The organism is Pseudomonas sp. WS 5146, assembly GCF_012985495.1.
Taxonomy (GTDB): Bacteria; Pseudomonadota; Gammaproteobacteria; order Pseudomonadales; family Pseudomonadaceae; genus Aquipseudomonas; species Aquipseudomonas edaphica.
The window spans coordinates 642,340-668,932 of record NZ_JAAQWL010000002.1 but is presented as its reverse complement, the minus strand read 5'-3'; the positions used below and the strand labels follow the sequence as shown (position 1 = coordinate 668,932).

24 protein-coding genes and 1 pseudogene are annotated in these 26,593 nt (G+C 60.9%); 10 read left to right on the top strand and 15 right to left on the bottom strand.

What is annotated here, in order from left to right:
- Positions 1-471: 471 nt before the first annotated feature.
- On the top strand, positions 472-723 hold the full coding sequence (gene oprI / locus HBO41_RS07660) for an outer membrane lipoprotei OprI (protein ID WP_003172710.1): 252 nt from the start codon (positions 472-474) through the stop codon (positions 721-723).
- Between the two features lie 135 nt (positions 724-858).
- Here the strand turns inward: oprI and HBO41_RS07655 are convergent, their stop codons facing one another.
- The 3 genes from HBO41_RS07655 to HBO41_RS07645 form a co-directional block, all read right to left on the bottom strand.
- Positions 859-1,830, bottom strand: coding sequence for a L,D-transpeptidase family protein (locus tag HBO41_RS07655; RefSeq protein ID WP_017136143.1), 972 nt, complete (start codon positions 1,828-1,830; stop codon positions 859-861).
- Positions 1,831-1,914: 84 nt separating this feature from the next.
- Positions 1,915-2,205, bottom strand: a complete 291-nt coding sequence (locus HBO41_RS07650) for a hypothetical protein (protein WP_017136142.1) — start codon at positions 2,203-2,205, stop codon at positions 1,915-1,917.
- 58 nt (positions 2,206-2,263) lie between these two features.
- On the bottom strand, positions 2,264-2,869 hold the full coding sequence (locus HBO41_RS07645) for an arylesterase (RefSeq protein ID WP_017136141.1): 606 nt from the start codon (positions 2,867-2,869) through the stop codon (positions 2,264-2,266).
- A 10-nt stretch (positions 2,870-2,879) separates the two neighbouring features.
- On the opposite strand from HBO41_RS07645, the gene HBO41_RS07640 reads away from it, so the two are divergent.
- Both HBO41_RS07640 and HBO41_RS07635 read left to right on the top strand, forming a co-directional pair.
- Complete coding sequence (locus HBO41_RS07640; protein ID WP_017136140.1) at positions 2,880-3,563, top strand: ABC transporter ATP-binding protein; 684 nt, start codon at positions 2,880-2,882, stop codon at positions 3,561-3,563.
- On the top strand, positions 3,563-6,073 hold the full coding sequence (locus tag HBO41_RS07635) for an ABC transporter permease (RefSeq protein ID WP_169985689.1): 2,511 nt from the start codon (positions 3,563-3,565) through the stop codon (positions 6,071-6,073). The genes HBO41_RS07640 and HBO41_RS07635 overlap by 1 nt, the downstream gene beginning before the upstream one ends.
- A gap of 44 nt (positions 6,074-6,117) precedes the next feature.
- Here HBO41_RS07635 and greB read toward each other — a convergent pair whose 3' ends face one another.
- Together greB and HBO41_RS07625 are read right to left on the bottom strand one after the other, a co-directional pair.
- Positions 6,118-6,591, bottom strand: coding sequence for a transcription elongation factor GreB (gene greB, locus HBO41_RS07630; protein ID WP_056857197.1), 474 nt, complete (start codon positions 6,589-6,591; stop codon positions 6,118-6,120).
- Positions 6,592-6,717: 126 nt separating this feature from the next.
- The gene (locus HBO41_RS07625; RefSeq protein ID WP_169985687.1) at positions 6,718-7,764 is read right to left on the bottom strand and encodes a hypothetical protein; all 1,047 of its coding nucleotides are present in this window, start codon (positions 7,762-7,764) and stop codon (positions 6,718-6,720) included.
- Positions 7,765-8,002: 238 nt separating this feature from the next.
- Here HBO41_RS07625 and HBO41_RS07620 point away from each other — a divergent pair, with 238 nt between their 5' ends.
- The 3 genes from HBO41_RS07620 to HBO41_RS07610 are packed head-to-tail and all read left to right on the top strand — an operon-like array spanning position 8,003 to position 11,385.
- The gene (locus HBO41_RS07620; protein ID WP_099549078.1) at positions 8,003-8,929 is read left to right on the top strand and encodes an ABC transporter ATP-binding protein; all 927 of its coding nucleotides are present in this window, start codon (positions 8,003-8,005) and stop codon (positions 8,927-8,929) included.
- Entirely contained in the window at positions 8,926-9,651 is a 726-nt protein-coding gene (locus tag HBO41_RS07615) for an ABC-2 transporter permease (RefSeq protein ID WP_017136134.1), read from the top strand. The genes HBO41_RS07620 and HBO41_RS07615 overlap by 4 nt, the downstream gene beginning before the upstream one ends.
- 15 nt (positions 9,652-9,666) lie before the next feature.
- Positions 9,667-11,385 carry a Gldg family protein gene (locus tag HBO41_RS07610; RefSeq protein ID WP_026013613.1) on the top strand — a complete coding sequence of 573 codons (1,719 nt, stop codon included), beginning with the start codon at positions 9,667-9,669 and terminating at the stop codon, positions 11,383-11,385.
- 7 nt (positions 11,386-11,392) lie between these two features.
- On the opposite strand, the gene HBO41_RS07605 is transcribed toward HBO41_RS07610, so the two are convergent.
- The 3 genes from HBO41_RS07605 to HBO41_RS07595 form a co-directional block, all read right to left on the bottom strand.
- Entirely contained in the window at positions 11,393-11,701 is a 309-nt protein-coding gene (locus HBO41_RS07605) for a hypothetical protein (protein WP_003172695.1), read from the bottom strand.
- A gap of 260 nt (positions 11,702-11,961) precedes the next feature.
- Positions 11,962-12,396 carry a DoxX family protein gene (locus HBO41_RS07600; RefSeq protein WP_017136132.1) on the bottom strand — a complete coding sequence of 145 codons (435 nt, stop codon included), beginning with the start codon at positions 12,394-12,396 and terminating at the stop codon, positions 11,962-11,964.
- Positions 12,397-12,499: 103 nt separating this feature from the next.
- Positions 12,500-13,921, bottom strand: a complete 1,422-nt coding sequence (locus tag HBO41_RS07595; protein ID WP_017136131.1) for a transglycosylase SLT domain-containing protein — start codon at positions 13,919-13,921, stop codon at positions 12,500-12,502.
- A gap of 236 nt (positions 13,922-14,157) precedes the next feature.
- Between HBO41_RS07595 and HBO41_RS07590 the strand changes: the two genes are divergently transcribed.
- The 3 genes and pseudogenes from HBO41_RS07590 to HBO41_RS07580 form a co-directional block, all read left to right on the top strand.
- Complete coding sequence (locus tag HBO41_RS07590) at positions 14,158-14,979, top strand: TatD family hydrolase (protein ID WP_099549080.1); 822 nt, start codon at positions 14,158-14,160, stop codon at positions 14,977-14,979.
- Positions 14,980-15,189: 210 nt separating this feature from the next.
- Positions 15,190-16,671, top strand: coding sequence for a methyl-accepting chemotaxis protein (locus tag HBO41_RS07585; RefSeq protein WP_138449876.1), 1,482 nt, complete (start codon positions 15,190-15,192; stop codon positions 16,669-16,671).
- A 109-nt stretch (positions 16,672-16,780) separates the two neighbouring features.
- A pseudogene (locus HBO41_RS07580) lies at positions 16,781-17,029 on the top strand (terminase); the annotation flags it as partial.
- Positions 17,030-17,035: 6 nt separating this feature from the next.
- Here HBO41_RS07580 and HBO41_RS07575 read toward each other — a convergent pair.
- The 3 genes from HBO41_RS07575 to HBO41_RS07565 all read right to left on the bottom strand — a co-directional run bounded on the left by HBO41_RS07575 (position 17,036) and on the right by HBO41_RS07565 (position 19,006).
- Positions 17,036-17,833, bottom strand: coding sequence for an acyl-CoA thioesterase II (locus HBO41_RS07575; RefSeq protein WP_169985685.1), 798 nt, complete (start codon positions 17,831-17,833; stop codon positions 17,036-17,038).
- 90 nt (positions 17,834-17,923) lie between these two features.
- Positions 17,924-18,685 carry a CHAD domain-containing protein gene (locus HBO41_RS07570; protein ID WP_017136127.1) on the bottom strand — a complete coding sequence of 254 codons (762 nt, stop codon included), beginning with the start codon at positions 18,683-18,685 and terminating at the stop codon, positions 17,924-17,926.
- Between the two features lie 42 nt (positions 18,686-18,727).
- Positions 18,728-19,006: a hypothetical protein gene (locus HBO41_RS07565; RefSeq protein WP_010176194.1), complete on the bottom strand. Its 279-nt coding sequence runs from the start codon at positions 19,004-19,006 to the stop codon at positions 18,728-18,730.
- A 237-nt stretch (positions 19,007-19,243) separates the two neighbouring features.
- Between HBO41_RS07565 and HBO41_RS07560 the strand changes: the two genes are divergently transcribed.
- Positions 19,244-20,281: a patatin-like phospholipase family protein gene (locus tag HBO41_RS07560; RefSeq protein ID WP_026013612.1), complete on the top strand. Its 1,038-nt coding sequence runs from the start codon at positions 19,244-19,246 to the stop codon at positions 20,279-20,281.
- A 122-nt stretch (positions 20,282-20,403) separates the two neighbouring features.
- Here the strand turns inward: HBO41_RS07560 and HBO41_RS07555 are convergent, their stop codons facing one another.
- From HBO41_RS07555 to kdpB, 4 genes are all read right to left on the bottom strand, one after another.
- Positions 20,404-21,093 carry a response regulator gene (locus tag HBO41_RS07555; RefSeq protein WP_017136125.1) on the bottom strand — a complete coding sequence of 230 codons (690 nt, stop codon included), beginning with the start codon at positions 21,091-21,093 and terminating at the stop codon, positions 20,404-20,406.
- Between the two features lie 37 nt (positions 21,094-21,130).
- Positions 21,131-23,782, bottom strand: a complete 2,652-nt coding sequence (locus HBO41_RS07550) for a sensor histidine kinase KdpD (RefSeq protein WP_169985683.1) — start codon at positions 23,780-23,782, stop codon at positions 21,131-21,133.
- 125 nt (positions 23,783-23,907) lie between these two features.
- Positions 23,908-24,453 (bottom strand): potassium-transporting ATPase subunit KdpC, encoded by a 546-nt coding sequence (gene kdpC, locus HBO41_RS07545; protein ID WP_017136081.1) that lies wholly within the window; start codon positions 24,451-24,453, stop codon positions 23,908-23,910.
- Positions 24,454-24,528: 75 nt separating this feature from the next.
- Positions 24,529-26,586: a potassium-transporting ATPase subunit KdpB gene (gene kdpB / locus HBO41_RS07540; protein WP_169985681.1), complete on the bottom strand. Its 2,058-nt coding sequence runs from the start codon at positions 26,584-26,586 to the stop codon at positions 24,529-24,531.
- Positions 26,587-26,593: the final 7 nt, after the last annotated feature.

Here is a 26,593-nt window from a genome sequence, read left to right as displayed (position 1 = left end):
CAATAGCTCAAGGCGCACTCGTCATCCCTTGCCGCTGGCGGTTGCAGAAAGGGCTTCGATCAATCGATGATCGATAGCCTGAACATTGCCGGCAGTTGAAGCTTGAGACGAACTGCCGCTCTTAAAGTCACCTCTAGATGCGCCTACATGCGCAAAAGATGCCGGGCCAGGCAAAGGCCAACTGAAAAAAAGTGTCATCGTAGATATATAAATTTACACCTGCTTACCCAGCCTGACACAGGCTGGCCGGACCTCTCAGCTTGGATCCAGTTCCCGACGAAATGAAAATTTTTGAGCAGTTTTTATACAAACCTCCAAAAGATTAGCCAAAATAGATACGGCACAAGAATTTTTTTTGCTTCTTGCGCTACGTCAGTTTACTTACTACAAGTAATGAGTAGTATGTACGCCGGCTATCAGCTCACCCTGAGAAAGTAGCCATTTAATAGAAAGTCCTTGAAGGGGAACACGATGAACAACGTTCTGAAATTCTCTGCTCTGGCTCTGGCCGCAGTTCTGGCTACCGGTTGCAGCAGCGTCTCCAAAGAAACCGAAGCTCGTCTGACTGCAACTGAAGACGCAGCAGCTCGCTCCCAGGCTCGTGCAGACGAAGCCTACCGTAAAGCTGATGAAGCTCTGGCTGCTGCTCAAAAAGCACAACAGACTGCTGACGAAGCTAACGAGCGCGCTCTGCGCATGCTTGAAAAAGCAAGCCGCAAGTAATAATCCCTCGGGGTTGTTATCAAGCCGATCCATTCTTGGATCGGCTTTTTTATTGCCTGCAATTCAGCCCTGAATCCAGCGCAATAAAAAGCCCGCCATAGCGCAAGGCCTTGGCGGGCTTTTGATCGAACAGGCTTATTGCTGCAGATCGATAGGCGTGCTGGACACCACCGGCGTGTTGGCACCCGGTACCCCAATCTCGGTGGGCAGGCCATCTTCGGCGGCCACCACATCACGCACCTGATCCCAATTGACGCGCAAATTGTTGGCCAGGTCTTCGCGCTTGAGCAGGGCATTGATGACCGCGGTGTGCTTGTCGACCACCGAAGGCGTGCCATCGTCGTTCAGCGGCGTATGCGCTTCAAGGTAGACCTTGCCGCCACTGCTGCCGAACTTGTACGCATCGTTGATGATGCGCACCGAGGTGCCGACCGGCACCATGTCGGCCATCTCCAGCACGTTGTTGTTGAACATGCGGAAGCAACCGTGGCTTGTACGCGTTCCGATACCAAATTTCATGTTCGAACCATGGATCAGGTAACCCGGCGTACCCAAGGTGAACTTGAACGGCCCCAGTGGGTTATCCGGCCCGGCCGGCACCACATTGGGCAGCGGGTCGCCATTGGCGGCGTGCTCGGCCTTGATCGAGGCGGGCGGGGTCCAGGTCGGGTTGGGGATTTTGCCGGTGATGGTGGTGTGCGCGACCGGCGAACCCCAGCCCTCACGGCCAATGCCCAACGGGAAGGTGTACACCACGTTCTGGCCCTTGGGATAGTAATAGAGCCGGTATTCCGCCAGGTTGATCACGATGCCTTCGCGCGGGCCGGGCGGCAGAATAAACCGCGTGGGCAGCACAATCTCGGTGCCCGCGCCGGGCAACCAGGCATCCACACCGGGGTTGGCCGCGACCATTTCCGAATAGCCCAGGTCATAGGTGGTGCCCAGGTCGGCAAAGGTGTCTTCGTACTTGGCCTTGATCACCTGGACCTGACCGACGATGTCTTCACCCGGCGGGGGCAAGGGCAACTGCAAGGCTGACGCCGAACCGGCTGCACACAAGGCAGCAAGAGACAGGCAGCAGGTAACGACGGAAAGGCGCGACAACATCCGGAAAATCCTTCGCAGAACGACGGGTAGGAAAACACTGATTGTATACGTGAAGCGCGATCCAGGCATCAACCTGCCCCGCTGCTACTCGAAGCGCAGCTCTGGCCAGATCAGCGGCGTGCCACGCTTTTGCGATTCGAGAATTGCCCGGCACAGCGGGCACAGGCGCTGGTCCTGAAAAATCGCTCGGTCCACCGATGACCAGCGTGGTTGCGCCGGCAACAAAGTGCCGCACAGCGTGCGGTCGATCGAGCCACCCAGCTCCAATTGACGCGCAACCAGATGCACCCGGACTTCCTGGCAGGCGAACAGATCCAGCTGCTCGTCAGGCTCGATCAGTTGGTAGTTGAACAGGGACCAGGCAGGGCGCGACATCGGGGGCTCCAGATCGGGGGGGCGCCACCTTAGCCGAAAGCCTGCCGGTAGAAAAGCGTCATAGCAGCGGTTTTAGCGTCGGCCAGACATTTTCCAGCAACTTGCCCTGTGCGCCGACTGCCGGGTGAAGCTGATCGGCCTGCATCAACTCGGGATGGCCGCCCACGCCCTCAAGGAAAAACGGCACCAGCGGGATGCTTTTTTCCTTGGCCAAGGTACCGTAGACCTCGGCAAATGCCGTGGTGTATTTAGGGCCATAATTTGGGGGCAACTGCATCCCCAGCAGCAGCACCTTGGCGCCCTTGGCCTTGGACTGGTCAATCATCGACGCAAGATTTTGTTTCAATTGCGCTGGCGGCTGCCCACGCAGGCCATCATTGCCGCCCAACTCGAGAATCACCACATCCGGTTTATGCTCTGCAAGCGCCGCCGGCAGCCGCGCCAGGCCTCCGGCACTGGTGTCGCCGCTGATGGAGGCGTTGACCACTTTATCGTCGAAACCTTCGCTCTTGAGCCGTTGTCCCAGCAACGCTACCCACCCTTTGCTGGTATCCAGCCCGAAACCGGCACTGATACTATCGCCAACGATCAGGACTGTACCCGCCGCTGCGTTCTGGGCCATGCACATCAAGGCCAGGCCAGCACTCAAAAACCACATTCGCATCGGATTCTCCATGGGCGCAAGCATTCTCACCGCGCGAAACCTTAGCAAAGTGGTTCCCAGCGCGGAAGGTGAACTGACTATCCTGCACGAACTGAGCCTGGAACTGAACAAGGGCGATAGCCTGGCTATCGTCGGCAGCTCCGGTTCCGGCAAATCCACCCTCCTCGGCCTGCTGGCCGGCCTCGATCTGCCCAGCAGCGGTGAAGTCACGCTGGCCGGGCAAGCCTTGAGCACCCTCGACGAAGACCAGCGCGCACGCATACGCGCCGAGCACGTGGGTTTTGTCTTCCAGTCATTCCAACTGCTCGACAGCCTCAATGCGCTGGAAAACGTCATGCTGCCGCTGGAGCTGGACGGCCGCAAGGACGCCCGCGAGCGCGCCACCCACCTGCTGGAGCGTGTGGGCCTGGGCCAACGCCTGACCCACTCGCCGCGCCAGCTTTCCGGTGGCGAGCAGCAGCGCGTCGCTATCGCCAGGGCCTTCGCCGCCGAACCGGATGTGCTGTTTGCCGATGAACCCACCGGCAACCTCGACAGCCACACCGGCGAGCGCATCAGCGACCTGCTGTTCGAACTCAACAAAGAAAGCGGCACGACCCTGGTGCTGGTCACCCACGACGAGCGCCTGGCCCACCGTTGCCGGCGCCTGATCCGCCTTGAAGCCGGCCTGATGGTCGCGCCCCTGGAGCCTTGATGGCACGTTTGCCGCTGTTGCGCCTGTTCAGCCTTGCCATGCGCCAATTACTGCGCGACGCCCGCGCCGGTGAGTTGCGCGTGTTGTTTTTCGCCCTGCTGGTGGCGGTCACGGCCAGCACCGCCATTGGCTACTTCGGTGCACGCCTGAACGGCGCCATGCTGTTGCGTGCCACCGAATTCCTCGGTGCCGACCTGGTGCTCGAAGGCAGCTCGCCGGCCCGCTTCGAGCAAATCAGGTCAGGCACCGAACTGGGCCTGGATCACGCGCGCATTGTTGAGTTCTCCAGCGTTATCGCGACCGATAATGGCATCCAGCTCTCCAGCATCAAGGCGGTCAACGAGCAGTACCCGTTGCGCGGCGAACTCAAAAGCGCCACGCAGCCGTTCGGCGCAGAAACTGCAGGAGGCGGCCCAAAACCCGGCGAAGCCTGGGTGGAAGCACGGCTGCTGACGGCGCTGGACCTCAAAGTCGGCGACAGCATCGACGTGGGCATGAAAACCCTGCGGCTGACGCACATACTGACCTACGAGCCCGACCGCGCCGGTAACTTCTACAGCCTCACGCCACGGGTAATGATCAACCTCGCCGACCTCGATGCCACCGGCGTGGTGCAACCCGGCAGCCGCGTGAGCTACCGCGAACTGTGGCGTGCGCCCCAGGGCAGCACGGCACTGCAAACCTATCGCGACCTGGTCAAGCCGGGCCTTGCCGCCAACCAGCGCTTGCAGGATTCGCGTGACGGCAACCAGCAGATCGGCGGAGCCCTGGGCAAGGCCGAGCGTTACCTGAACATGGCCAGCCTGGTGGCAGTGCTGCTGGCCGGCGTGGCCGTGGCGCTGTCGGCCAACCGCTTCGCCAGCCGCCGTTTCGACGCCAGCGCGCTGCTGCGTTGCCTGGGTTTGTCACGCCGCGAAACAATGCTGCTGTTCAGCCTGCAACTGAGCGTACTGGGCCTGTTGGCCAGCCTCACCGGCGCCGTGCTCGGCTGGTTGGCGCAATTTGGCCTGTTCTATTTCCTGCATGACTTGCTGCCGGCCGACGTGCCGCCCGGCGGGCTGCTGCCAGCAGTGGCCGGCATCGGCACCGGGCTGGTCGCCCTCGCCGGCTTCGCATTGCCGCCCCTGGCAGCGTTGGGCCGGGTGCCGCCACTGCGGGTATTGCGACGTGACATGCTGCCGATCCCTTCCAGCACCTGGATGGTGTATGGCGCTGCGCTGTTCGCCCTCGGCCTGATCATGTGGCGCCTGAGCCTCGATCTGGTGCTGACCTTCGCATTGCTCGGCGGTGGCGTGATGGCCGCGCTGATCCTTGGCGGCCTGCTGTTGTTGTTACTGCAAAGCCTGCGCCGGCTACTGGCTCGCGCCTCGCTGCCCTGGCGCCTGGGTTTGGGCCAGTTGCTGCGCCATCCCTTGGCCGCAGCCGGCCAGTCCCTGGCATTTGGCTTGATCCTGTTGTCCATGGGCTTGATCGCCCTGCTGCGCGGCGAATTGCTCGACACCTGGCAAAACCAGCTACCCAAGGACGCCCCCAACTATTTCGCCCTGAACATCCTGCCGGCCGACAAAGACGCCTTTGGCGCCCGCCTGCTGGAGTTGCAAGCACAAGCGGCGCCGCTGTACCCGGTGGTGCCGGGCCGCTTGATCAGCATTAATGGCGCGCCAGTGCAGGAGATTGTCAGCAAAGACTCCAGCGGTGACCGCGCTGTGCAGCGCGACCTGAGCCTGACCTGGGCAGCCGACCTGCCACCGGGCAATGTCCTCACCGCAGGCGCTTGGTGGTCACAGCAACCGGGCGATGGCATCCCAGGGGTGTCGGTAGAAGCCAAGGTCGCTGAAAGCCTGAAGCTGAAGCTCGATGATCACCTGGTGTTCACCGTCGGTGGCGAGAACCGCGAAGCACGGGTGACGAGCCTGCGAACCATCAACTGGGACAACTTCCAGCCCAACTTTTTCATGATTTTCCAGCCGGGCACCTTGAAGGACCTGCCCGCTACTTACCTGACCAGCTTCTATCTGGCGCCGGGGCATGACCAACAGATCGTCGACCTGTCCCGGGCCTTCCCGGCCGTCACTATCCTGCAGGTCGAAGCCTTGCTGGAGCAGCTGCGCAGCATCCTCGCCCAAGTGACCCTGGCGGTGGAGTACGTGTTGCTGTTTGTGCTGGCGGCGGGCATGGCCGTGCTGTTTTCGGGCCTGCAGGCCACTCTGGATGAGCGAATTCGCCAAGGCGCGCTGTTGCGTGCGCTGGGGGCCGAGCGCAAGTTGCTGGTCAAGGCGCGACGGATCGAGTTCGGCTTGCTGGGTGCGGTAAGCGGCTTGCTGGCAGCCCTGGGCACCGAGCTGGTGACCTGGGTGCTGTACCGTTACGCCTTTGACCTGGCGTGGCATCCGCACGCGTGGTTGCTATTGCTGCCAGTGATCGGTGCCGTGCTGATCGGCGGCGCTGGTGTATTCGGTACGCGTCGCGCGTTGAATGCCAGCCCATTGACGGTGTTACGCGAAGGTTGAAAACCAGCGCTGGCCAGCACGCCCGACGGCGTGCCGGCCAGCGTTTACTTCACATACTCGATACCCGTAATCCACCAGCACACCTCGCCGGTTGGCGTCTGCACCATGGCTTCATCGTCGACTTCCTTGCGCAGCAACGCCCGGGCCATCGGGGAGTCGATGGAGATGTAATCCATGCGCTCATAAATTTCGTCATAGCCGACGATCCGAAACCGCTTGGTCTCGCCCTGCTCATTTTCGATATCGACCCAGGCGCCGAAAAACACTTTGCCCTCCTGCTCGGGCATGTACTCCACCACCCGCATGTCTTCCAGGCGCTTGCGCAGGTAACGCACACGCCGATCAATCTCACGCAGCAGTTTCTTGTTGTATTGATAGTCCGCGTTCTCGCTGCGATCACCGAGGGACGCCGCCCAAGTCACCTTGCGGGTGGTATCTGGACGCTTTTCACGCCACAGGTAATCCAGCTCTTTTTTCAGCGCCTCATGACCTTCTTTGGTTATCAGCTTGGTACTCAAACGCGTGCATCCCCAGACAGTGTCCAATGGTGCCGATACGCCAAGGCGTCATGCCCTGGCGCCGGCCGGCTGGGGTTGATGATAAATGAACCCTGAAAAGTAGCCAGACCGTAGAACACATCAGCTTCAAGCCTGGCCGTCCAGGGTTTGATCAAGCTCCAGGAGTACACTCTGCAGGCGCTGGCGTATTCCCGCCACCTGCGACAGCGCCAGCGTCAACTTCTCAGCCTTTTGGCCAACCTCAAGGTTTCGCGCCTGCAACTGCGTTGCTTGTTGCTGCAACTCCTGGCTCCTTTCGTCCAGCTCACTCTGTTCCTGCTCGAGTCGTGCCTGCCACTGCGTTAGCATTTCCTCGCGCTCGTTCACCGCAAGTTGCTGTTGCGACAGCTCTTGGGCGACCTTTGCCAGGCTGGACAACGTGCTGTCTACCTCAACCAACGAGGCATGTTCCATCTTCGGCACAGGTGGGCGCGGTGCAGGCGCTGCTTGCTCGACCTGAACAGGTGGCGCGCTGAGCTCGACGGGCACTGGCACTGGCACTGGCACGGGTTCTGGTTCAGGTTCAGGTTCTGGCGCAGGGGCTATCGCGGCGGGAGCCTCCAATGGTTGAGCCTGGGCCGGCTCTGAAACGGGCGGCTCGACGGGCCTGGCTGGGTTCGTGGCCCTGGGCGGCGAAATCATCTGCGACGAGAAGCGAATCGAAGGCACGATCAACGAAGCACTTTCGATGGCCGGCAGTACGGGTGCGGACATGCCCAGGGTAATGACCTTCATGACCAATGCCTTCTTGATGATCATCGAGTGATGGTCCTCAGGCCTGGCGGGCGGTAACTTGCAGCCTTTCAAATCAATGAAATGAAAAGGCACCGAGGATTCGATAACGGTGCCGTTCTTAGTCCCGGAAGCGGCGGCCACAATCAGGATTTGCTTGAACACTTGCATGGCAACTTGCAGGTCTTCCTTGGACTCGACCCCGCCGAGGAAGTACCGGTCGAGTTTCTTGCGTAGCGCCGCGATGTAGACCCTGGAGTTACCAGGTTCGGTCTCTTCATCCAGGCTATAGACCAAAAAATTGGAATCGGTCTGTGCAACGGCAAACCCACAAAGCAGTGCACCGTTGACCGGCGTGTCCTGACCGCTGCGTTCAAGAACAAGCGTGCGAAGAAGCATCATGATATTCAGGCCTTATTGCGAAAGAGTAAACCTTATATAAGCGCCAGATAAATACCCGGCCATTAACTAACCTCGGAACAACGCAATTGTTTCAGCAAGTTATCCGATTCGGCGTAGGAATTATCTGAGAAGTATGTCCCCTTGTTCCCAAGTCCAATGATTAAACGTATCTTTCTCGGCGCTTACCGTGCATGACGGTACAAGTTCTTACGCCTCGCAAAACTTATTCGGTAAAAAGATGCTCGAGATAAGCAGCCTGACAAAGCGTTTGGGTAAAAGAAACGTCATCACTAATCTCTCGTTCAGCGCTCAACGCCAGGAATGTATCGGCTTGTTCGGGGAGAGTGGCGCAGGCAAAACCACACTGCTGAATGTTATCTCCGGTTTGGCCAGCCCCTCGGCCGGGCATGTCACTGTCGAAGGCTTTGATACCCAGGCTCATCCTCTGCAAGCGCGAAGAGCCCTCGGCTATCAACTCCAGGACGGCCTTAGCCATCAAACGATGTCGGTCAAAGGCGTGCTCAATTTCATTGCCGCCGTACGCGGCTTCAGCGGTGCTGAAAAACGCAGCCGGGTTGATCGAGCAGCCATGCGCCTGGAATTATCACGTGTACTCGATGCACCGATCGATACGCTTTCCGTCGGTTTGAAGCGCAGAGTCGCTATCGCCCAGGCGATCCTGCACACCCCCGGCCTGCTGCTGCTCGATGAACCGATTGAGGGGCTGGCAACGGATCAACTGCTCAAGTTCAAGACCCTGATCCAGTCGCTGACCGAAGACATGACGGTCCTGATCGCCTCCCGGCATTGCGACAACCTGTCGAGCCTTTGCACGCGCGCCTTGGTTATCGCAGCAGGGCACCTTGTGGCAGACACCCCGCTGCCCGATTTGCAGCGCAACTCCCGGCATTACCGAGCTGTCACGCTGGCCGCAGAAACACCCCTGGATTTACTCGCCCTTGCCGTATTACCCGGCGTGGCAGGTATAGAAGAGGACCGGCATGCGCCCGGCACCGTAACGGTTCTGGCGATGCCCGGGCACGCCATCTACCCCCATATCAACGCACTTATCGCCAGCCGCGGCTGGAACATAACGTCACTGAATCTGGAGCCAGGTCGCCTGAACGAAGTCGTTCAGCATCTGAGCCACGAGGTCACTCTTTGAAACTGCTGCCTGTCATTTTCAAGCGCCAACTGGCCAGTTATGCCTGTACACCCAGCACGTACCTCGGTATTGCCGCGTTTCTAGTGTTGTGCGCCACCTTGGGGTTGTACACAAGCAAATGGCTGGAACAGGAAAGCGGCGACCTGCAGGTGTTTTTCCAATTGCACCCTTGGCTCTACCTGCTGCTGATTCCCATGTTGTCGACACAATTATGGTCGGACGAACACCACGCCGGCATGCGCGACATGATGAAAACCCTGCCTATCACCAGCGCAGAGCGGGTCATCGGAAAGTTTCTGGCTGCGTGGGTCGTGTGCGCAATCGCATTGCTGCTTACTTTCCCACTGGTAATCCTCGCCAACTACCTCGGCACCGCCGACAACCGTGTTATCGCTTCACAGTTTCTAGCCAGTTGGTTGCTGGCCGGTGCTTATCTTTCTGTCGGATGCTTTACGTCTACCCTGACCCACCAACGTTTGGCTGTCTTCCTGATAACGGTGGTGATGTTACTGGCCGCCAGCGGACTTTCATCGGTTCTCGACGCACTTGAGCATCAGGCGCCGATCTGGGTCGTAGACAGCCTGGTCTCGATTAACCCGATTTCACGTTTCGGGGCTATCGACAACGGCAAACTAACGCTGCATGACGGCTTGTACTACATCAGCATGATCCTTGCCTTTCTCTCGGCATCCACCGTCACGCTCAACTACAAAACCAGTTGAGAAGGAAAGCAAACGATGCGTTCTACTCTGAGTACGGGTATGACACTGGTGGTCATATTGCTGCTTTTCCTTGCATTCAATCTCGCGTGGGTCGGCAAACTACCGAATATCCGCTGGGACTTCTCACAGCAGAAAATCCACACGTTATCGCCCCCTGCGCGACAACTGCTTGCCTCTCTGGAACACCCACTGGATTTGTATTACTTCAACTCAAGTAATGACCCAAGAAGAAGCCAGGCAATAAACCGCTTCGGCGAACGAGTGGAAGATTTACTCAAAGAGTTCGAAAAAGCGTCAGCAACCATGATTAACCTACATGTTATAGATCCTACTCCTTATTCAGAGGATGCCTACAAGGCCGGCCTGTTCGGATTGGATGACAAGCAAGGCTTTCTTGGCCTCATCGGCACCCGCCCAGGCCAGCCCGCGCAACGTATCAATGTACTGCGCCTGGATGACGAGCCCTTGCTTGAGTACGAAATCAGCCATCTGATCCACCAACTGATGCACCCCGAGCCCCCCACCGTCGGCGTATTGACGGGGTTGGCATTGAACGCGTCCGGTGAACAGTTGCTGGCACAGATGCATCAGCATTTTGATCTGACAGGCCTGGCATCAAGCACTCCGACAGTGCCCGAATCGATCAAAACCCTGATGGTTGTGCACCCGCGCGCCCTGCCGGAACAAACCCTGTATGCAATTGACCAGTTTGTATTGAGGGGCGGCAAACTGATGCTCTTTATTGACCCGGTGAGCGAGGCCGAGACAGACGCCAAACCCGTCGACACAAGGCTGGACGGGCTACTGGCGGCTTGGGGCATACAGATGCCGGCGGACAAACTGCTGGTCGATCACGCATTTGGTTCAGGTGCGCCAGCAGTACTGCACCCGGCCAAGCTGAACCTGCCACGGCAAGCAATGGCGGCCAACGATGTGAGTGCCTGGAAATTGGATACAGTCATCGTATCAAGCAGCGGTGCGCTGTCGCGCGTGAGGAAAAGCCGCACCACACTCACGCCTCTGTTACAAAGCTCCAGGCGCTCCACCCTGCTGGACGCAGGCCGCTTTGCAGCAACGTCTGCAGACGACTTACTGGCTGAAAGGATACCGGCTGCCACGCAACCCCACGTGATCGCGGCGCGCCTCGAAGGCCCCGCCTACTCGGCCTTTCCAGACGGCATTGACGGGCAGCCTGCAGGCTTGCAAAAGGCCGCACAGATCGAGGTGGTGGTGGTCGCGGACACCGATTTACTGATGGACGCTGTGATCAACTCTGCGCCCAACAACAACGTGATGTTTGTCTTGAACACCTTGGATAACCTTGCGGCTCCCGACGTGCTCGCAAGCATTCAACCCCGTGCAAGCAGCCAGTCCACCCACGCACTGGAGCAACTGCGCGAGGCGGCCGCACAGGCTTATGCACAAAAGGCCGGGGAACTGCAAAAACGGCTGGAGCAAACCGAGCAAGAATGGCAACGCCTGAACCCACCGAGTATTGGCTTCGGCACCCGTGCAGTGGACACCAATATCCAGTTGCAGGCGCTCAACAAGGAACGCCTGCGGCTGCCCATGGAGTTGCAGGCACTCAAGGTCCAGGCGTATGCATCGGTGCATCGAACAGAACGCAACCTCAAGCTGCTGATGATTGGCGCAGTACCGCTGCCGTTATGCCTGATCGCCTGTGCAGTGTTCCTCTACCACCGGCGTCGTCGATCGGCGGCTGTCGTTCACTGATCAGCCGTCAACGACGCGCAATCAGCCCTTGCCGGGCGATGCGCGTCAGTTGGCGGATCACCTCCTCGGCATCGCCCGCGCTGGGTGCCTGGATAACGGCAAGATCAAAGCTGTTGCTGGCAAAACGCGCCAGGGAGTCGCCATCTTCCACAAACTGGATCAGAAACGCTGAAGGGCGCCCGGTGCGGCGCGGCCATCCGTCGAGGTAACGCAGCAAGGTCGGCTGATGCTTGCCACCCAAGAGGATTTTGGGGTTGCGTTGAGTCAGGTCCGCGGTGATCGGAGCCAGGCGTATGAGGGGGCGTGGTGCATTCATCGTGTCGTGTCTCTGCCTCAAAAGTCTGCGGGCAGGTGAGAGGCAACACCGAACCAGCGCTTTAGCGGTATTTCGAAACCTGACTCTTGATGAGTGCATGCTTCTGTCGGGCTGCATTGAGTCCCAGTGGCGCCCCGCAATTAGCTGTTTAAATCGGCGCATGAGCAGCATCCTAGAGAAGCCGGTGGGGCGATGTCAAGAATCCCGAGCAATGAAAAAGCCCGCTCATGGCGGGCTTTTTCAGCAGGTAACGCGGGTCATCAGTGGGCGATGGCGCGGTCGACCGAAAGTTTGCCAGCACCTTCGAACAGTACCGCCAACGCACCACCGAGCAAGGCCAAGGCGAACTCATAACCGTTGTTGGCCATGAACAAGCCGTTATGGATATGCACCGAGAAGATTGCCACCAGCGACAGGAAGGTCAGGCCCAAAGCCGCTGGACGCGCCAGCAAGCCGATGATCAAGGCCAGGCCGGCGAAGAACTCAGTACCGCCGGACAACACCGCCATCAGCGTGCCTGGGGTCAGGCCGAGGCTTTCCATGTATTGCGCAGTACCGGCCAAGCCGCCGCCGCCAAACCAGCCAAAGAGCTTTTGCGAACCGTGAGCGGCGAAAACGATGCCGACAAAAATTCGCAGGATGGTCAGGCCGTAACCGGCGCGAGTGGACAGAATGCGAGTGATCAGTGGGCTCATGGAGAGAATCCTTTTCAAAGTAGGGGTTGGTTGGCCGCTATATTAATCGGATCAGACAATGATAAAAGCGCAAAAATCGCCTAATACTTATCGATAAAACCGATTATTTTCGTGAGGCAATTTTCGGCGCCGACGGCTCCAGGGATTCACGCTCCCGATCAAACGCCAAGTAATACTTGTTCACGCTATTAACATAGCTGACGCCGCCCATTCCCACCTGTTCCATGGCAATACGTTCGACCTGGAAGAACCACTGATTGGGGTTCAAGCCCCGCCGGCGAGCTTCTGCACGCATACCCTGGACCCGCTCCGGCCCCATGTTATAAGCCGCCAGCACAAAGGCCATGCGCTCGCGCTCGTTGAGTTTGGGGCTGGCGAAGAACTTGCGGCGGATCATCGCCAGGTAGCGCGCACCGGCCTGCACATTGCTGTCCAGGCTCTCGATATTGTTCACCCCCACCCGCTGCGCCGCCGATGGCGTGATCTGCATCAGCCCGGTCGGCCCGCCGCTGTTGCGCGCGCCAGGGTCGAGTGCGGATTCCTTGAACGCCAGCGCGGCCAGGTTCAGCCAGTCCATGCCCTGCTCACGGGCGTGCTTTTGCAGCACCGGACGCAGTTTCTCCAGGCGCTGGCGGTCGGCGCGGGCCAGCGGGTTGCGCACTTGGTAGAGACGTCGATAGATCCGCTGGAACGCCACGTCCTGGTCGGACGGCGTGTGGTAAGTCTTGAGGAAGCGATCGATACTGGCCCGCAGCATCGAGGCATCCTGGCGCACAAACCAGTATTCGTCGCCCGGCTCGCTGATCACCACTTGCCGATCAAAGCGTAACTTGGGCAGGATTTTCGACCAGCGTTCGGCAATCGGTTTTTCAACGATGGTGAGGTGGAAGATCCCGGCCTGGACCATCTCCAACACATCCTCCACGGCCAGCGTCGGGTCAACCCACTCCACCTTTACCGGCGGGCGCTTGTGCAGCGCCAGTTGCTGGTTGACCTGATTGATCGCGTCCGCCGCCGCACTGCCGGTGGTCAACGCCAGAGTGCGCCCGGACAATTGCTCCAGCTTGGTAAACCGCCGCTCACCCTTCACGCCCACCAGCCATAGCGGCACACCACTGGCAATCGGGTCGCTGGTGCTGATTTTGTGCGCGGCCTTCACATCGAGTAATTCACCCGGCGCCACCAAGTCGCCTTCGCCACGGGCCAACGCGCCGAGCAATTGGTCCTTGGCCTTGGGAATAATCTTGAGGTTGATTGCTTCTCCATCCCGGGCATGGCCGTTCAGGTATTGCTCGAAGGCTCGCAGACGATGGTATTCGACCCCGATGGCCTGGCCCTGGACCTCACCGGAACTGTTACGGCTCTGGTTGACCAGCACACGCAGGGTGCGGCTGGAACGGATCTGCGCCAAATCACGAACCTTGCCGGGCTTGGTCACTTCCAGCGGCCCGTCCAGACGTGCGACCGCCGCCATGGGCAGCAGTAACGTCAGGCACAACATAAGCAACGCCGAGGGTCGGATCATCCGCTCTCCGGAAAGAATACTGGCCAGCCATCTCGTGAAAGACGAGAAGCTGGAGGTCAGAAACAGAGCGCTTCAAGCGCTGGCAAGGCACGCAACGGTGGCGTCGGGGCAGGCGGCGGGCCAGCCACAATGTCACTTGCGACGTTCAAAGACAGCTATAACGCGTTGTAGTTCTTAGTTTTTCTTATAAATCTACAGCTCTGATATGCTTTCCGGCCGCAGGCGGAGCTAGCACCATGCAACTCATTGATATCGGCGTCAACCTGACCAACCCCAGTTTCGACGAGAGGCACCAGGCCGTTCTCGACCGTGCCTACGCCGCCGGCGTGCAACAATTGGTGCTCACCGGTACCAGCGTCGAAGGCAGCGAGCAAGCCCTGGAACTGTGCGTAAACCTCGATGACAGCGGCCAACGCCTGTTCAGCACCGCCGGCATCCACCCGCACTCGGCCAGTGACTGGAACGGCGACAGCGCCCAACGTTTGCGCGGGTTGCTCAACGAAAGCCGCGTGCGTGCGGTGGGCGAATGCGGGCTGGACTTCAACCGCGACTTTTCCCCGCGTCCGCAGCAGGAAAAAGTCCTTGAAGAGCACCTGGCACTGGCGGTTGAGCTGAAACTGCCGGTGTTTCTGCACGAACGTGACGCCAACCAGCGCCTGCTGGAGATCCTCAAGGATTACCGCGACCACCTCAGCGCCGCCGTGGTGCATTGCTTTACCGGCGAGCAACAGGCGCTGTTCAGCTACCTGGACCTCGACTTGCATATCGGCATCACCGGCTGGATCTGCGACGAGCGCCGTGGCACACACCTGCATCCGCTGGTCAAAGAAATTCCCCGTGGCCGCCTGATGCTGGAAAGCGATGCGCCGTACTTGCTACCGCGCACCCTGCGGCCGAAACCGAAAAATGGCCGCAATGAACCGGCTTATTTGCCCGAAGTGCTGCGTGAAGTGGCACTGCATCGCAATGAAACGCCGGAAGACCTGGCCGAGCACAGCACCGCCTGCTCCCGTGCGTTTTTTGGGCTGCCCTCGGTGGCAACGCAGGGTTCGACGTGAGCTCAGAAGCCATACCCGATTAAATGTGGGAGCTGGCTTGCCTGCGATGCAGGCACCTTGGTATGTCAGGTGTACCGAGTTGATGCCATCGCAGGCAAGCCAGCTCACACATGATGCGGCGCATTGACCCATGTCAAAAACGCTTTCCTGAGTAGCGGCACAATAATGGCACCTTGCCAATGCTGTTTCCGCTATCAGAGAAAACCTTCCATGGGTGCCTGGCTTAGCAATATCTCGCTGAAGTACAAATTCTGGGCCGTGAATGCGGTCGCTTTCATCACCACCTTACTGCTGGTGCTCTACGCCGTGCAGCTCGAGCAACAGGCCCGCAGCGATGCATCTCGGGCCTCGGCACAGGCCCAGGCGCGATTACTCGGTGCCTGGCCGGCCAACACCCCATTACCCAAAGATGAACATTGGCTGACCTTTGCCCGCGGCCAAATCCCATCGTTGGCTGATCAGGATCTGTCCGCCTTGAGCACCGCCAGCGGTTGGGTCGAACTCAATCACATGCCCTTGCTCGGGGAAAACCCACTGATCGGTGCCGACGTCGTCACACGGGCCGATGGCCAACAGATCGCCGTGTTGGCCTATGGCCGCAGCCTCAGCCAGGTCTTCAGCGAACGCTTCGCCAACTACGCCGTGGCCGTGTTGATCCTCATGCTGGCGATGCTCGGTGCCTCGCAGTTGTTGATCCGCTTCCTGCTCAGCCAACTCAACACCCTCAAGGACGTAATGCTGCACGTGGAGAAGACCGGCGACCTGTCGGCCCGCGTGCCCCTGGCCTGCACGGACGAGGTGGGCCAGATGGCCAGCGCCTTCAACGCCATGCAGGCCGGCTATCAGCGCGTGGTCAGTACCGTGGCGCGCACCGCCCAGCAACTCGATGACGGCGCCGCGCGCCTGGCCAGCAGCATGAACGAGGTACAGCACGGCATGCTCGGCCAGCAAAGCGAAACCGACCAGGCGGCTACCGCCATCAATGAGATGACCGCCACCGTCTACCATATCGCTCAACATGCCGGCGCTACCCGCGACCTGTCCCAGACCGCCGACACCCTCGCCGGCAGCGGCCAGGAAGTGGTCACCCGGGTACAGCGCTCTATCGCCGGCCTGTCCACCGGCGTGCAGCAGACGGCTGAAATGATCCAGAAACTCGCCGAAGACAGTCAGAAAATCAACGGTGTGGTCGGCGTGATCCACAGCATTGCCGAACAGACCAACCTGCTCGCCCTCAACGCCGCCATCGAAGCCGCCCGCGCCGGCGAAATGGGCCGTGGTTTTGCCGTGGTCGCCGACGAAGTACGCAACCTGGCCAAGCGCGTGCAAAGCTCCACCGATGAAATCACCCGCATGGTGTCGGCGCTGCAAGCCGGCACCCGCGACGCGGTGGACTTCATGCAGGAAAGCTCGTTCAAGGCCGACGACTGTGTGCAACAAGCCCAGGATGCCGGTGCCGCACTGGCCGAAATCACCAGTGCTGTGGCCCAGATGCGCGAAAGCAACACCCAGATTGCCGTGGCCGCCGAACAGCAGAGCCATGTGGCCGAAGAGATGAACCGCGCGGTGGTGAGCATTCGCGATGTGACCGAGAACACCGTGCAGCAGACGGTGGAGTCGGCCACCACCAGCAATCAGCTGGCGACCTTGGCCGGGGAGTTGAGCAAGGCGATCGGGCAATTGAAGCTATAAGCCAAACAAGGCTGGCTATGGCCTCCATAGCGAGCCTTGATTCGCCGTCCCAGGTGCCTGCGACCTAAACTTTGTCCATGTTGTTTCAACGGACAGAGGATTGATCATCATGGGCAAACGTCACCCCAACTTCCCCGCCTGGCAATGGCGCACTCAGCCACAGGCTCACCAGCACCCCACCAACCTGGGCCTGCAACTGATTGCCGTGCCTTTGCTGATCATTGGCTTTCTGTTGATGGTGTCTGGCGTATTCAGCTTCAGCCTGGCCAGTTTTGCCATCGGCGTCGTCGGCGTGTTGGCGGGCGTGGCGCTGCAACGCCACGGCCGCACGCTGGAAGCCCAGGGCAGCCAGCACTTCTGAGGCTCAGGCGAAGACCACCACGGTCTGGCGGCTGATGGCGATCAACTCGCCGCTCGGGCTCCACAGCGCGGCAGCGGCATGGCCGTAGCCGTCGCGGGCGTGCTCGATGTTGACGTAGTACTGGCACCAGTCAAGGGTGGTCAGGCTTTGCAGCGGCTGGATGAACTCGATGGTCCAGGTCAAGGTGCTGCCCGGCGCGGGCTTGGTCAGGTGCGGCAGCAAGGCCGGTGGCCAGGCGTCGACCAGAGCAAGAATATGCGACTCGGTCAGCGGCTCTTCCTTCACGTCCCCACGCAAACGCACCCAACCGCCCATGTCGCGGGATTTATTACCGGTAAACGGCAGGCCGCCGACACTCCAGCGCATCGCCAAATGACGCATGAATTCGGGGGTAACGCCCTTGATATAGGGCAGTTCCTGGCACTCATCCCAGTGTTTGAACACCGGCGGCGCTTCGCTCGACACATCAATTACCGACTCACGGGCCGCGCCAAAGCTGGCTTGTACCAAGGTCGCCACTTCGCCGTTCTGCACCACGCGGCCGAGCAACTGGCTGACCGCCTTGCCTTCGCGCAGCACTTCGACTTGATAACTGGCGGGCACATCCGGCGCTACCGGGCCGACAAAGGTGATGGCCAGCGAGCGCAAAGGCCGATCCGCCGGCACTTGGGCGCGCAAGGCTTCGTATTGCAAGGCAGCCACCAGGCCACCAAAGGTTGCGCGGCCCTGCGCCCACTCGGCAGGGATGCTCACTTCGAGCGGGTTGTTACGGGCGGCATCGAGCAAATCACAAAAGCGCATGGCAACCTCACATCCAGAAAACCGATGTCGGGATCTTAACCAGCAGGTTGAGCAGGCACAGCGCCTATTCCGGCCAAAAGCCGGACCGGTTTAGAAACAATCCGCGCTGAGCTTGTCCAGCACCCGATCCGCCTGGCCTTCAGCCTTGGCCATGGTGCGCTGCCAAACCGCAACACACGGCTGCAGGTCGGGTTGATGTTCAGCCTGGGCCAGCCATTGCCAGCAATCGTGCCAATCGCCGAGGGCGCCTTGCGCTTGCTTGAGGCGTTGCATCGCCTTGGCCGGCAGTTTGTCCAGTTCGGGGTAGGCTTCGCCCGCGTAGCGCACGCGCTTGATCAGCAGGCGCAGACGGTGGCGGTCATGATCCGGGTCTTTGAGGGCGTCATCGAGTTTCTGCGACTGCTTGGCCAGACGCTTCTCGATGCGCGGGCGCAGGCCTTTGAGCAGTCTCTGGTGTTGGGAGGCGCGGATAAAACGCGGGAAGGCATCCAGGATCAGCAGCAAATGCGCGAGTTCCGGGCTTTGCGCCACCTGGCGGTAAGCATCGGCCTGCAAACGCAGGCGCCGGTCGGCCGCCGCGTGATGGCCGTGCTGCTGCAAATACGCCGCCAGTACCTCACGGTCACGCAGCGGCGTGGTCAATTGGCCGACCGTGCTGGCGGCCAATTCCAGCTGCTCGACACCCGGTAGCCCACGCAAGGGGCGCAATAAACTGCGCAGGCGCCGCACGGTGGTGCGCAGGTCATGCAAGGCTTCATCGTCGGTAACGGCGGCGAGGCGAGCCTGGCAGCTCAGTAACCCTACTTCCAGGCCAATGACCTGAGCGACTAACTGATCAACCAGCGCTGACATCCCTTCCCCCTTAACGATGAAACCCTAGTCCCCGCTTACCGATCAACGCCCGGCGCGGGACTCACGAATGTAGAAGCGCGCTTTCTCGGCCTTATTGGAACAGCCTTCAAACGCTTCGAATTGCTGCTGGGTCTTGGCGCCGGTTAACAGCGACAAAGCCTTAGAGTAGCTCACGGTGCCGGCAAAGCCTTCGGCCTTGGCCAAATCCAACTCGTGCCAGGCCGCATCCAATTGCGTGCCACAGCTGTCGCGGTATGCGGTTTTGCCGGCACAACCGGCCAGGGCCAACACGATCACAGGCACACACATCCAGGCTTTCATCAATGACACCTCAAATATAGAAAAACAGTCGTAGGCTGTAGACGTTGCCTCCAAGGAAAAGTGCCTTGGGGGCCGCCTGAAATCAGAAGTGTCCATTCAAAAGTGCTTTCAGAAGTGCTTGCTCAGAAATGCCTACCGCCAGAGCATACCCGAGCGTAATGGCTATTCTGGAAAAATATTTTGATGCCCTCGGCCGGTAAGCGCATTGTGGGCCACTGTTTTGCGAAGGATCAGCTCATGAAAAAACGTGTTGCCTTGGTGCTCGGTTCCGGCGGCGCCCGCGGTTACGCCCACATCGGCGTGATCGAGGAAATCGAACGGCGCGGCTACGACATCGCCTGTATCGCCGGCTGCTCCATGGGCGCCGTGGTCGGCGGGATCTACGCCGCCGGCAAGCTCGACGAATACCGCAACTGGATCGAGAGCCTCGACTACCTGGACGTGCTGCGCCTGGTGGACGTGAGCTTTCGACTGGGGGCGATTCGTGGCGAAAAAGTCTTCGGGCAAATCCGCAAGATTGTCGGCGAGATCAATATCGAAGAACTGCGGATTCCCTACACCGCCGTGGCCACCGACCTGACCAACCAACAGGAAATCTGGTTCCAGGAAGGCTGCCTGCACCAGGCCATGCGCGCTTCGGCGGCGATTCCCAGCCTGTTCACGCCGGTGATGCAAGGCAACCGCATGCTGGTGGACGGCGGCCTGCTCAACCCGCTGCCGATCGTGCCGGTGGTGTCGAGCCATTGCGACTTGATCATCGCAGTCAACCTCAACGCCACCAACCAGAAGCACTACCACCTGCCAGTGATCCAGCGCCCGCCGGCGTTCAAGAGCCGCTTCAACAGCTTGGCCAAATCACTGGGTTCGCACCTGCCGTTTCGGCGCAAACAGGCCGAGCAACTGATGAAGCTGGAACAGGAAGCCTTGCAGTCCCAGGCCGCCGAAATCAACCCGTGGCTGGAGTCGGCCGAACCCGAAGCCCAACAACCTGCGGCCGCCCCGGAAAAACAAGGTGCGCCGAAGTCCGCAACCGGCTCGTTCATTATCGATAACGTCGGGCCGGCGTCACTGCTGGACCTGATCAACCAGAGCTTCGAAGTGATGCAGACCTCGTTGGCGCAGTACAAGATTGCCGGTTACCCGCCGGACGTGCTGATCAACGTGCCGAAGCGGGTGTGCCGGTTTTTCGAGTTCTACAAGGCGCCGGAGTTGATCGCGTTGGGGCGCGAAATTGCCAGTGATACCTTGGATCGGTATGAGAGTGAGCAACATTGAGATAGGCGGCGTGGTTGATGGCCCTATCGCAGGCAAGCCAGCTCCCACCTTTGAATGTATTCACAAATCAAAAGGTGGGAGCTGGCTTGCCTGCGATGAGGCCCGTTCAGGCACTGCAACATTCAGGCATTCAACAACCGATACCCCACACCCGCCTCGGTCACGATAAACCGTGGCTGCGTCGGATCATCCGCCAACTTCTGACGCAGATGGCCCACCACAATGCGCAGGTAATGGCTGTCTTCAGTATGGGTCGGCCCCCAGATATCCTTGAGCAATTGCTGCTGGGTGATCACCCGCCCAGGATGCCGCGCCAGTTGCGCCAGCACCGCGTATTCCTTGCGGGTCAGGGCCACCTCGGCACCGTCCAGCAGCACCCGGCGATAGGCCAGGTCCACGGTCAACGGGCCGAAACTCAACGCCGCTTCCTGAGCTTCTCCCGCCGGCGCCTGGCGCAACAAGGCGCGCACACGGGCAAGAAATTCCTGGATGCCAAAGGGCTTGGTCACGTAGTCATTGGCGCCGCTGTCCAGGGCTTCGACTTTTTGCACTTCGCTGGCGCGCACCGACAGCACCAATACCGGCACCGTCGACCACTCACGAAACTCGCGCAACACTTGCTGGCCGTCCATGTCGGGCAGGCCAAGGTCGAGCACCAGCAAATCCGGTTTGCTCAATGCCGCTTGGGCCAGGCCCTCGTTGCCGGTGCCGGCCTCGATCACCTTGTAGCCCTGGGAGGCCAGGCTGATACGCAGGAATTTGCGGATCTGCGGTTCGTCATCAATGACTAAAATCGTCGCGGTCTGGCTCATGGTGTCCAATCAAAATCCGTGGAAAAAAGAGGGTAGCTCAAGGCTCGCGCTCCGGGCCAGGTTGCGTCGGTAACGGCAGGAACAAGCTGATGCAGGTGCCGCGCCCTTCTATACCATCCTCGACGCGGATATGCCCGCCGTGTGCGCCCACCATGCCCTGGCAGATCGCCAGGCCAAGGCCTGTGCCCTGCCCGCCGCGATCACCACGGGCGGCGGTGTAGAACATATCGAAAATCTTCGCACGCTCGTCCTCGGGGATCCCCGGCCCCTCGTCGGCCACGGCAAAAAACAGCTGCTCATCGGCCACGCCGGCACTCACCTGCAAACGGCCGTGGGGCGGTGAAAACCGCGCGGCGTTTTCCAGCACATTGACCAAGGCCTGCTCGATCAACGCGGCGTGCACATACAGCAACGGCAACTGCGCCGGCACGTCGGTGTGTACCTGCAACGGCGCCAGTACCGCGCGCAAGCGGCCCAGGGCGCTGCCGACGATATCACCCGGCGAGACCCAATCGCGTGCCAGCTTCAGGGCGCCGTGACCCAGGCGTGTCATGTCCAGCAGGTTCTGGATATAGCGGTCCAGGCGCTCGGCTTCATCGCGAGTGCCTTCCAGCAATTCGCGGCGGTCTTCCAGCGGGATGGCTTCACCGAGCGCCAGCAGGCTGTCGATGCTGCCGCGCATCGAGGTCAACGGCGTGCGCAAATCGTGGGACACCGAGGCCAGCAAGGCGCTGCGCAGTTGTTCGGTTTCGCCGTGCAGGCGCGCCGATTCCAGCTCCTGCGCCAGCTGTGCGCGCGCCAGAGCCTGGGCCAATGGCTGGCTCAATGCAGTGAGCAGGCGACGGCGTTGGCCGCTCAATTCCAGGCCGGGTTTGGGGCTGACGCCAAGCAAACCCAACGGCCCCTCCTCGCCAGACAGCGGCCACCACCACCAACGCCCAAACGGCAACGTGCCGGTGCCCATGCCAGCCGGTTGATCATGCTGCCAGGCCCAATCGGCGGCGGCGCGTTCGGCTTCGGTGAGGTTCAGCGCGGTGCCGGTTTCAACCTTCCAGCCGCCCTGGCCGTCGCGATTAAGCAGACACAGGTCCAGATCACTCCAGCCGTCCAGATGATGGGCCGCTGCACTGATCACCGCCTGGCGGTCGGTGGCCGCAGTGAGCTTGCGTGACAGGTCGAGCAGTTCGCTGGTTTCTTCCTGGGTGTCGCGCAAGGCCTGCAACTGCCGACGCTGACGCGCCGCGAGGTTGCCGGTCAGCGCCGCCATCAGCAAGAAAAACAACAGGGTCAGCACGTCTTCTTCACGCTGGATGGCGAAGGAGAATTTCGGCGGGATAAACAAAAAGTCGTAGCTCAGGAACGACAGCGCCGCACACACCAGCGACGGTCCCAGGCTGCTGCGCACACCGACCAGCAGTACCGCAGCGAGAAACACCAATGAGATATTCGGCAGCGGCAACACACTGGCTACCGCCCAGGCCAGCGCCGCCGCGACGATGGTTGCAACCACCGCCAGGCCATAGTCGAACCACACCAGCCCGCGCACATCCGGCAGGCGTGGCGGCGCGGGCATGTCGTCGCTGTCGAGCACGTTGATCTCCAAACCCCGCGCATTGCGCAGCAAGCGTGCCGCCAAGCCACCTCCGAACAGCCTGCGCCGCCAGCGCATCCGCGACTGCCCCACGAGTAGCAGGCTGGCGCGGCGTTCGGCGGCATGCTGGATCAGCGTCTTGGCCACTTCGCCAGCGCGCAGCAACACCACTTCGCCGCCCAGCCGTTCGGCCAATTGCTGGGCGTTCTGCAGGCGCAGGCGCGATTGCTCGTCGTGCGCACGGCCGTTATCGATATGCACCATGCTCCACGGCAAATGCCGGCGCTGGGCCACGCGGCTGGCGTGACGCACCAGGCGTTCGGCCTGCGCATCACCGTCCACGCCCACCAGCAAACGCCCGCGCACCGCCGGGGCGGCCTGGCCGAGCTGGCGGTAGCCTTGGGCCAAATCGTCATCGACATGCGCAGCAGCGGTTTGCATGGCCAGCTCGCGCAGGGCCATCAGGTTGGTCTGGGTGAAGAATGCGTCGATGGCGGCGCGGGCCTGTTCCGGCACATACACCTTGCCGTCGCGCAGGCGCTCGAGCAGCTCGCGGGACGGCAGGTCGATCAGCAGCAGTTCGTCGGCCTCTTGCAGCACCCAGTCGGGCAAGGTTTCACGCACTTGCACGCCGGTGATGCCACGCACTTGATCGTTCAAGCTTTCCAGGTGCTGGACGTTGACCGTGGTGAACACGTTGATGCCGGCGGCGAGCAGTTCCTGGATGTCTTGCCAGCGTTTTTCATGGCGGCTGCCGGGGGCGTTGCTGTGGGCCAGCTCATCCACCAGCACCAGCTTGGGCTTGGCGGCGAGCAGGCCGTCGAGGTCCATTTCTTCGAGCATCACGCCACGGTATTCGCTGCGCAGCAAGGGTTGCTGCGGCAGGCCGCTGAGCAAGGCTTCGGTCTCGGCGCGGCCGTGGGTTTCAACCACGCCTGCGATCAGGCGCACACCCTGGCGCAGTTGAGTGTGGGCGGCCTGGAGCATGGCGTAGGTCTTGCCCACACCGGGCGCCGCACCGAGGAAGACTTTGAGCCGGCCACGGCCGTCCCGTGGCAGATCGGCTAACAGGGCATCGGCGCGGCCGGAGTCGCTCATGCTTTGGAGTTCCTTCAGGTGTTTATTTGGAATCCTTCAGGCCGTCATCGCGGGCAAGCCCGCTCCCATATTTGGAATGCATTTCCCTGTGGGAGCGGGCTTGCCCGCGATGACGGCACCACGGTTTACAACGTTTCCAGCGCCATGTTCAGCGCCAGCACATTCACCACCGGCGGCCCCACCAGCGGGCTTTCGATGTGCTCATCGAGCAAGCGCTGCAGTGTAGACACGGGCACATTTCGCGCCGCCGCCACTCGCGCCAGTTGATAGGCAATCGCCGCCGGAGGCAAGTGTGGATCAAGGCCGCTGCCGGAGGTAGTCAGGGAGGCCAAAGGCACCGGCCCCTGACCTGGCACCAACTGTTTATTCGCGTCATCAAAAATACGCGTGGCCAATGCCGGGTTGCTTGGGGCCAGGTTGCTGGCGCTGCTGGAGACCGTCGCAAACGCGCCAGCCGATGGGCGTGGGTGGAACCAGCTGTCACCGGTAAAATCCTGGGCGATCAGGCTGGAGCCGCGCACTTTGCCCTCGGCGTCACGCACCAGGCTGCCGTTGGCCTGGTCGGGGAACGCAACTTGGGCGACACCGGTGACCACCAGCGGGTAGGCAACGCCGGTGATCAGGGTCATGAGGACCAGCAGGCTCAGGGCCGGGCGGATCATGTTAGTCATCTTTAAATCCTCAATAAATCGAGTAACCACTGTGGCGAGGGAGCTTGCTCCCTCTCCACAAAAAGTGCGATCCAGTTACACCAGGTGCAGCGCGGTCAGGAGCATGTCGATCGCCTTGATGCCCACGAACGGCACCAAAAGCCCGCCCAGCCCGTAGATCAGCAGGTTGCGGCGCAGCAACGCCGCCGCACTCGCTGCCTGTACGCGCACACCGCGCAGTGCCAGGGGAATCAACACCACGATAATCAGCGCGTTGAAGACGATCGCCGAGAGAATCGCGCTCTGCGGGCTTTGCAAATGCATCACGTTGAGCACGCCCAACTGCGGGTAGATCGAGGCAAACAGCGCCGGCAAAATCGCGAAGTATTTAGCCACGTCGTTGGCGATGGAAAAGGTCGTCAACGCACCGCGGGTCACCAGCAGTTCCTTGCCGATCTGCACCACGTCCAGCAGCTTGGTAGGGTCGCTGTCGAGGTCGACCATGTTGGCCGCTTCGCGAGCGGCCTGGGTGCCGTCGTTCATCGCCATGCCGACGTCGGCCTGGGCCAGCGCCGGAGCGTCGTTGGCGCCGTCGCCGCACATGGCAACCAGGCGACCGTCGTTCTGCTCGTGGCGGATGCGGGCGAGTTTCTTCTCTGGCGTGGCTTCGGCCAGCACGTCGTCCACGCCCGCTTCAGCGGCAATCGCGGCGGCGGTCAACGGGTTGTCGCCGGTGACCATCACGGTGCGAATCCCCAGTTTGCGCAGTTCGGCGAAGCGTTCGCGGATGCCGGGTTTAACCACGTCCTTGAGGTGGATCGCGCCGAGCAGTTTGCCATCGGCGCATACCAGCAATGGCGTGCCGCCGCTCTGGGCGATCTTGTCGATTTCCCGCGAGAGTGCCGGCTGCAGGTCACGGCGTTGTTGGCCGATGAACGCCAGCAGTGAATCGACCGCGCCTTTGCGGAACACACGGCCTTGGTAGTCGACACCGGACAAGCGCGTTTCGGCACTGAACGGCACGGAGGTCAGCTCCTCCACGGTTGGCTCGGCCTGAGGGTGCAAAGCACGCAGGTATTCGACGATGGATTTGCCTTCCGCCGTGTCGTCCGCCAGGGACGCCAGCAACGCGCCTTCAGCCAGGTCGCGACCACTGACGCCAGGCGCTGCAATCACGGCTGCACAGCGACGGTTGCCGAAGGTGATGGTGCCGGTCTTGTCCAGCAGCAGCACATGCACGTCACCCGCCGCTTCCACCGCACGCCCGGATTTGGCGATGACGTTGAGGCGTACCAGGCGATCCATGCCGGCGATACCGATGGCCGACAACAGGCCGCCGATGGTGGTCGGAATCAGTGTCACCAGCAGCGCGACCAGGAACACCAGCGGCAAGCTGCCATTGGCGAAGTGGGCGAACGGCTGCAGGGTGACCACCACCAGCAGGAAGATCAGCGTAAGGCCGATCAGCAGGATATCCAGCGCCACTTCATTCGGGGTTTTCTGGCGTTTGGCGCCTTCCACCAGAGCGATCATGCGGTCCAGCGTGGACTCGCCCGGATTGACGGTGATGCGGATCAGCAACCAGTCCGACACCAGCCGCGTGTTGCCGGTGACGGCCGAACGGTCGCCGCCGGATTCACGGATAACCGGTGCGGATTCGCCAGTGATCGCCGCCTCGTTGACGGCCGCGATACCTTCGATGACCTCGCCGTCACCGGGGATCATCTCCCCGGCCGCGACGCGCACCACATCACCTTTGCGCAGGCTGGTGGCCGGCACGACCTTGAAGCTGCCGTCGGCCTCTTTGCGGCGAGCGCTCAGGCCTTCGCTGCCGGCTTTGAGGCTGTCGGCGCGGGCCTTGCCGCGACCTTCGGCCAAGGCTTCGGCAAAGTTGGCGAACAGCACGGTGAACCACAGCCACACGGCGATTTGTACCGCCACAAAGGTCGGCACCGCAGTGTCCGGCACAAAGCACAACACGGTGGTGAGGATGGCGGTCAACTCGACCACCAGCATCACCGGCGAGCGTTGCAGTTGGCGTGGGTCAAGCTTGACGAAAGCCTGGACCAGCGCCGGACGCCAAAGAGCGGAGATGGCGGTTTTGGCCGGTTCCTGAGAACTCACAGGGGCCGCATTTTTTGCAGGCATATTCATTTTCATA

Bases quoted from the DNA above. Each gene is read 5' to 3' on its own strand.
- oprI (WP_003172710.1), top strand. From the start codon at position 472: ATGAACAACGTTCTGAAATTCTCTGCTCTGGCTCTGGCCGCAGTTCTG.
- HBO41_RS07655 (WP_017136143.1), bottom strand. From the start codon at position 1,830: ATGTTGTCGCGCCTTTCCGTCGTTACCTGCTGCCTGTCTCTTGCTGCC.
- HBO41_RS07650 (WP_017136142.1), bottom strand. From the start codon at position 2,205: ATGTCGCGCCCTGCCTGGTCCCTGTTCAACTACCAACTGATCGAGCCT.
- HBO41_RS07645 (WP_017136141.1), bottom strand. From the start codon at position 2,869: ATGCGAATGTGGTTTTTGAGTGCTGGCCTGGCCTTGATGTGCATGGCC.
- HBO41_RS07640 (WP_017136140.1), top strand. From the start codon at position 2,880: ATGGGCGCAAGCATTCTCACCGCGCGAAACCTTAGCAAAGTGGTTCCC.
- HBO41_RS07635 (WP_169985689.1), top strand. From the start codon at position 3,563: ATGGCACGTTTGCCGCTGTTGCGCCTGTTCAGCCTTGCCATGCGCCAA.
- HBO41_RS07625 (WP_169985687.1), bottom strand. From the start codon at position 7,764: ATGATGCTTCTTCGCACGCTTGTTCTTGAACGCAGCGGTCAGGACACG.
- HBO41_RS07620 (WP_099549078.1), top strand. From the start codon at position 8,003: ATGCTCGAGATAAGCAGCCTGACAAAGCGTTTGGGTAAAAGAAACGTC.
- HBO41_RS07610 (WP_026013613.1), top strand. From the start codon at position 9,667: ATGCGTTCTACTCTGAGTACGGGTATGACACTGGTGGTCATATTGCTG.
- HBO41_RS07605 (WP_003172695.1), bottom strand. From the start codon at position 11,701: ATGAATGCACCACGCCCCCTCATACGCCTGGCTCCGATCACCGCGGAC.
- HBO41_RS07600 (WP_017136132.1), bottom strand. From the start codon at position 12,396: ATGAGCCCACTGATCACTCGCATTCTGTCCACTCGCGCCGGTTACGGC.
- HBO41_RS07595 (WP_017136131.1), bottom strand. From the start codon at position 13,921: ATGATCCGACCCTCGGCGTTGCTTATGTTGTGCCTGACGTTACTGCTG.
- HBO41_RS07590 (WP_099549080.1), top strand. From the start codon at position 14,158: ATGCAACTCATTGATATCGGCGTCAACCTGACCAACCCCAGTTTCGAC.
- HBO41_RS07585 (WP_138449876.1), top strand. From the start codon at position 15,190: ATGGGTGCCTGGCTTAGCAATATCTCGCTGAAGTACAAATTCTGGGCC.
- HBO41_RS07575 (WP_169985685.1), bottom strand. From the start codon at position 17,833: ATGCGCTTTTGTGATTTGCTCGATGCCGCCCGTAACAACCCGCTCGAA.
- HBO41_RS07570 (WP_017136127.1), bottom strand. From the start codon at position 18,685: ATGTCAGCGCTGGTTGATCAGTTAGTCGCTCAGGTCATTGGCCTGGAA.
- HBO41_RS07565 (WP_010176194.1), bottom strand. From the start codon at position 19,006: ATGAAAGCCTGGATGTGTGTGCCTGTGATCGTGTTGGCCCTGGCCGGT.
- HBO41_RS07560 (WP_026013612.1), top strand. From the start codon at position 19,244: ATGAAAAAACGTGTTGCCTTGGTGCTCGGTTCCGGCGGCGCCCGCGGT.
- HBO41_RS07555 (WP_017136125.1), bottom strand. From the start codon at position 21,093: ATGAGCCAGACCGCGACGATTTTAGTCATTGATGACGAACCGCAGATC.
- HBO41_RS07550 (WP_169985683.1), bottom strand. From the start codon at position 23,782: ATGAGCGACTCCGGCCGCGCCGATGCCCTGTTAGCCGATCTGCCACGG.
- kdpC (WP_017136081.1), bottom strand. From the start codon at position 24,453: ATGACTAACATGATCCGCCCGGCCCTGAGCCTGCTGGTCCTCATGACC.
- kdpB (WP_169985681.1), bottom strand. From the start codon at position 26,586: ATGAATATGCCTGCAAAAAATGCGGCCCCTGTGAGTTCTCAGGAACCG.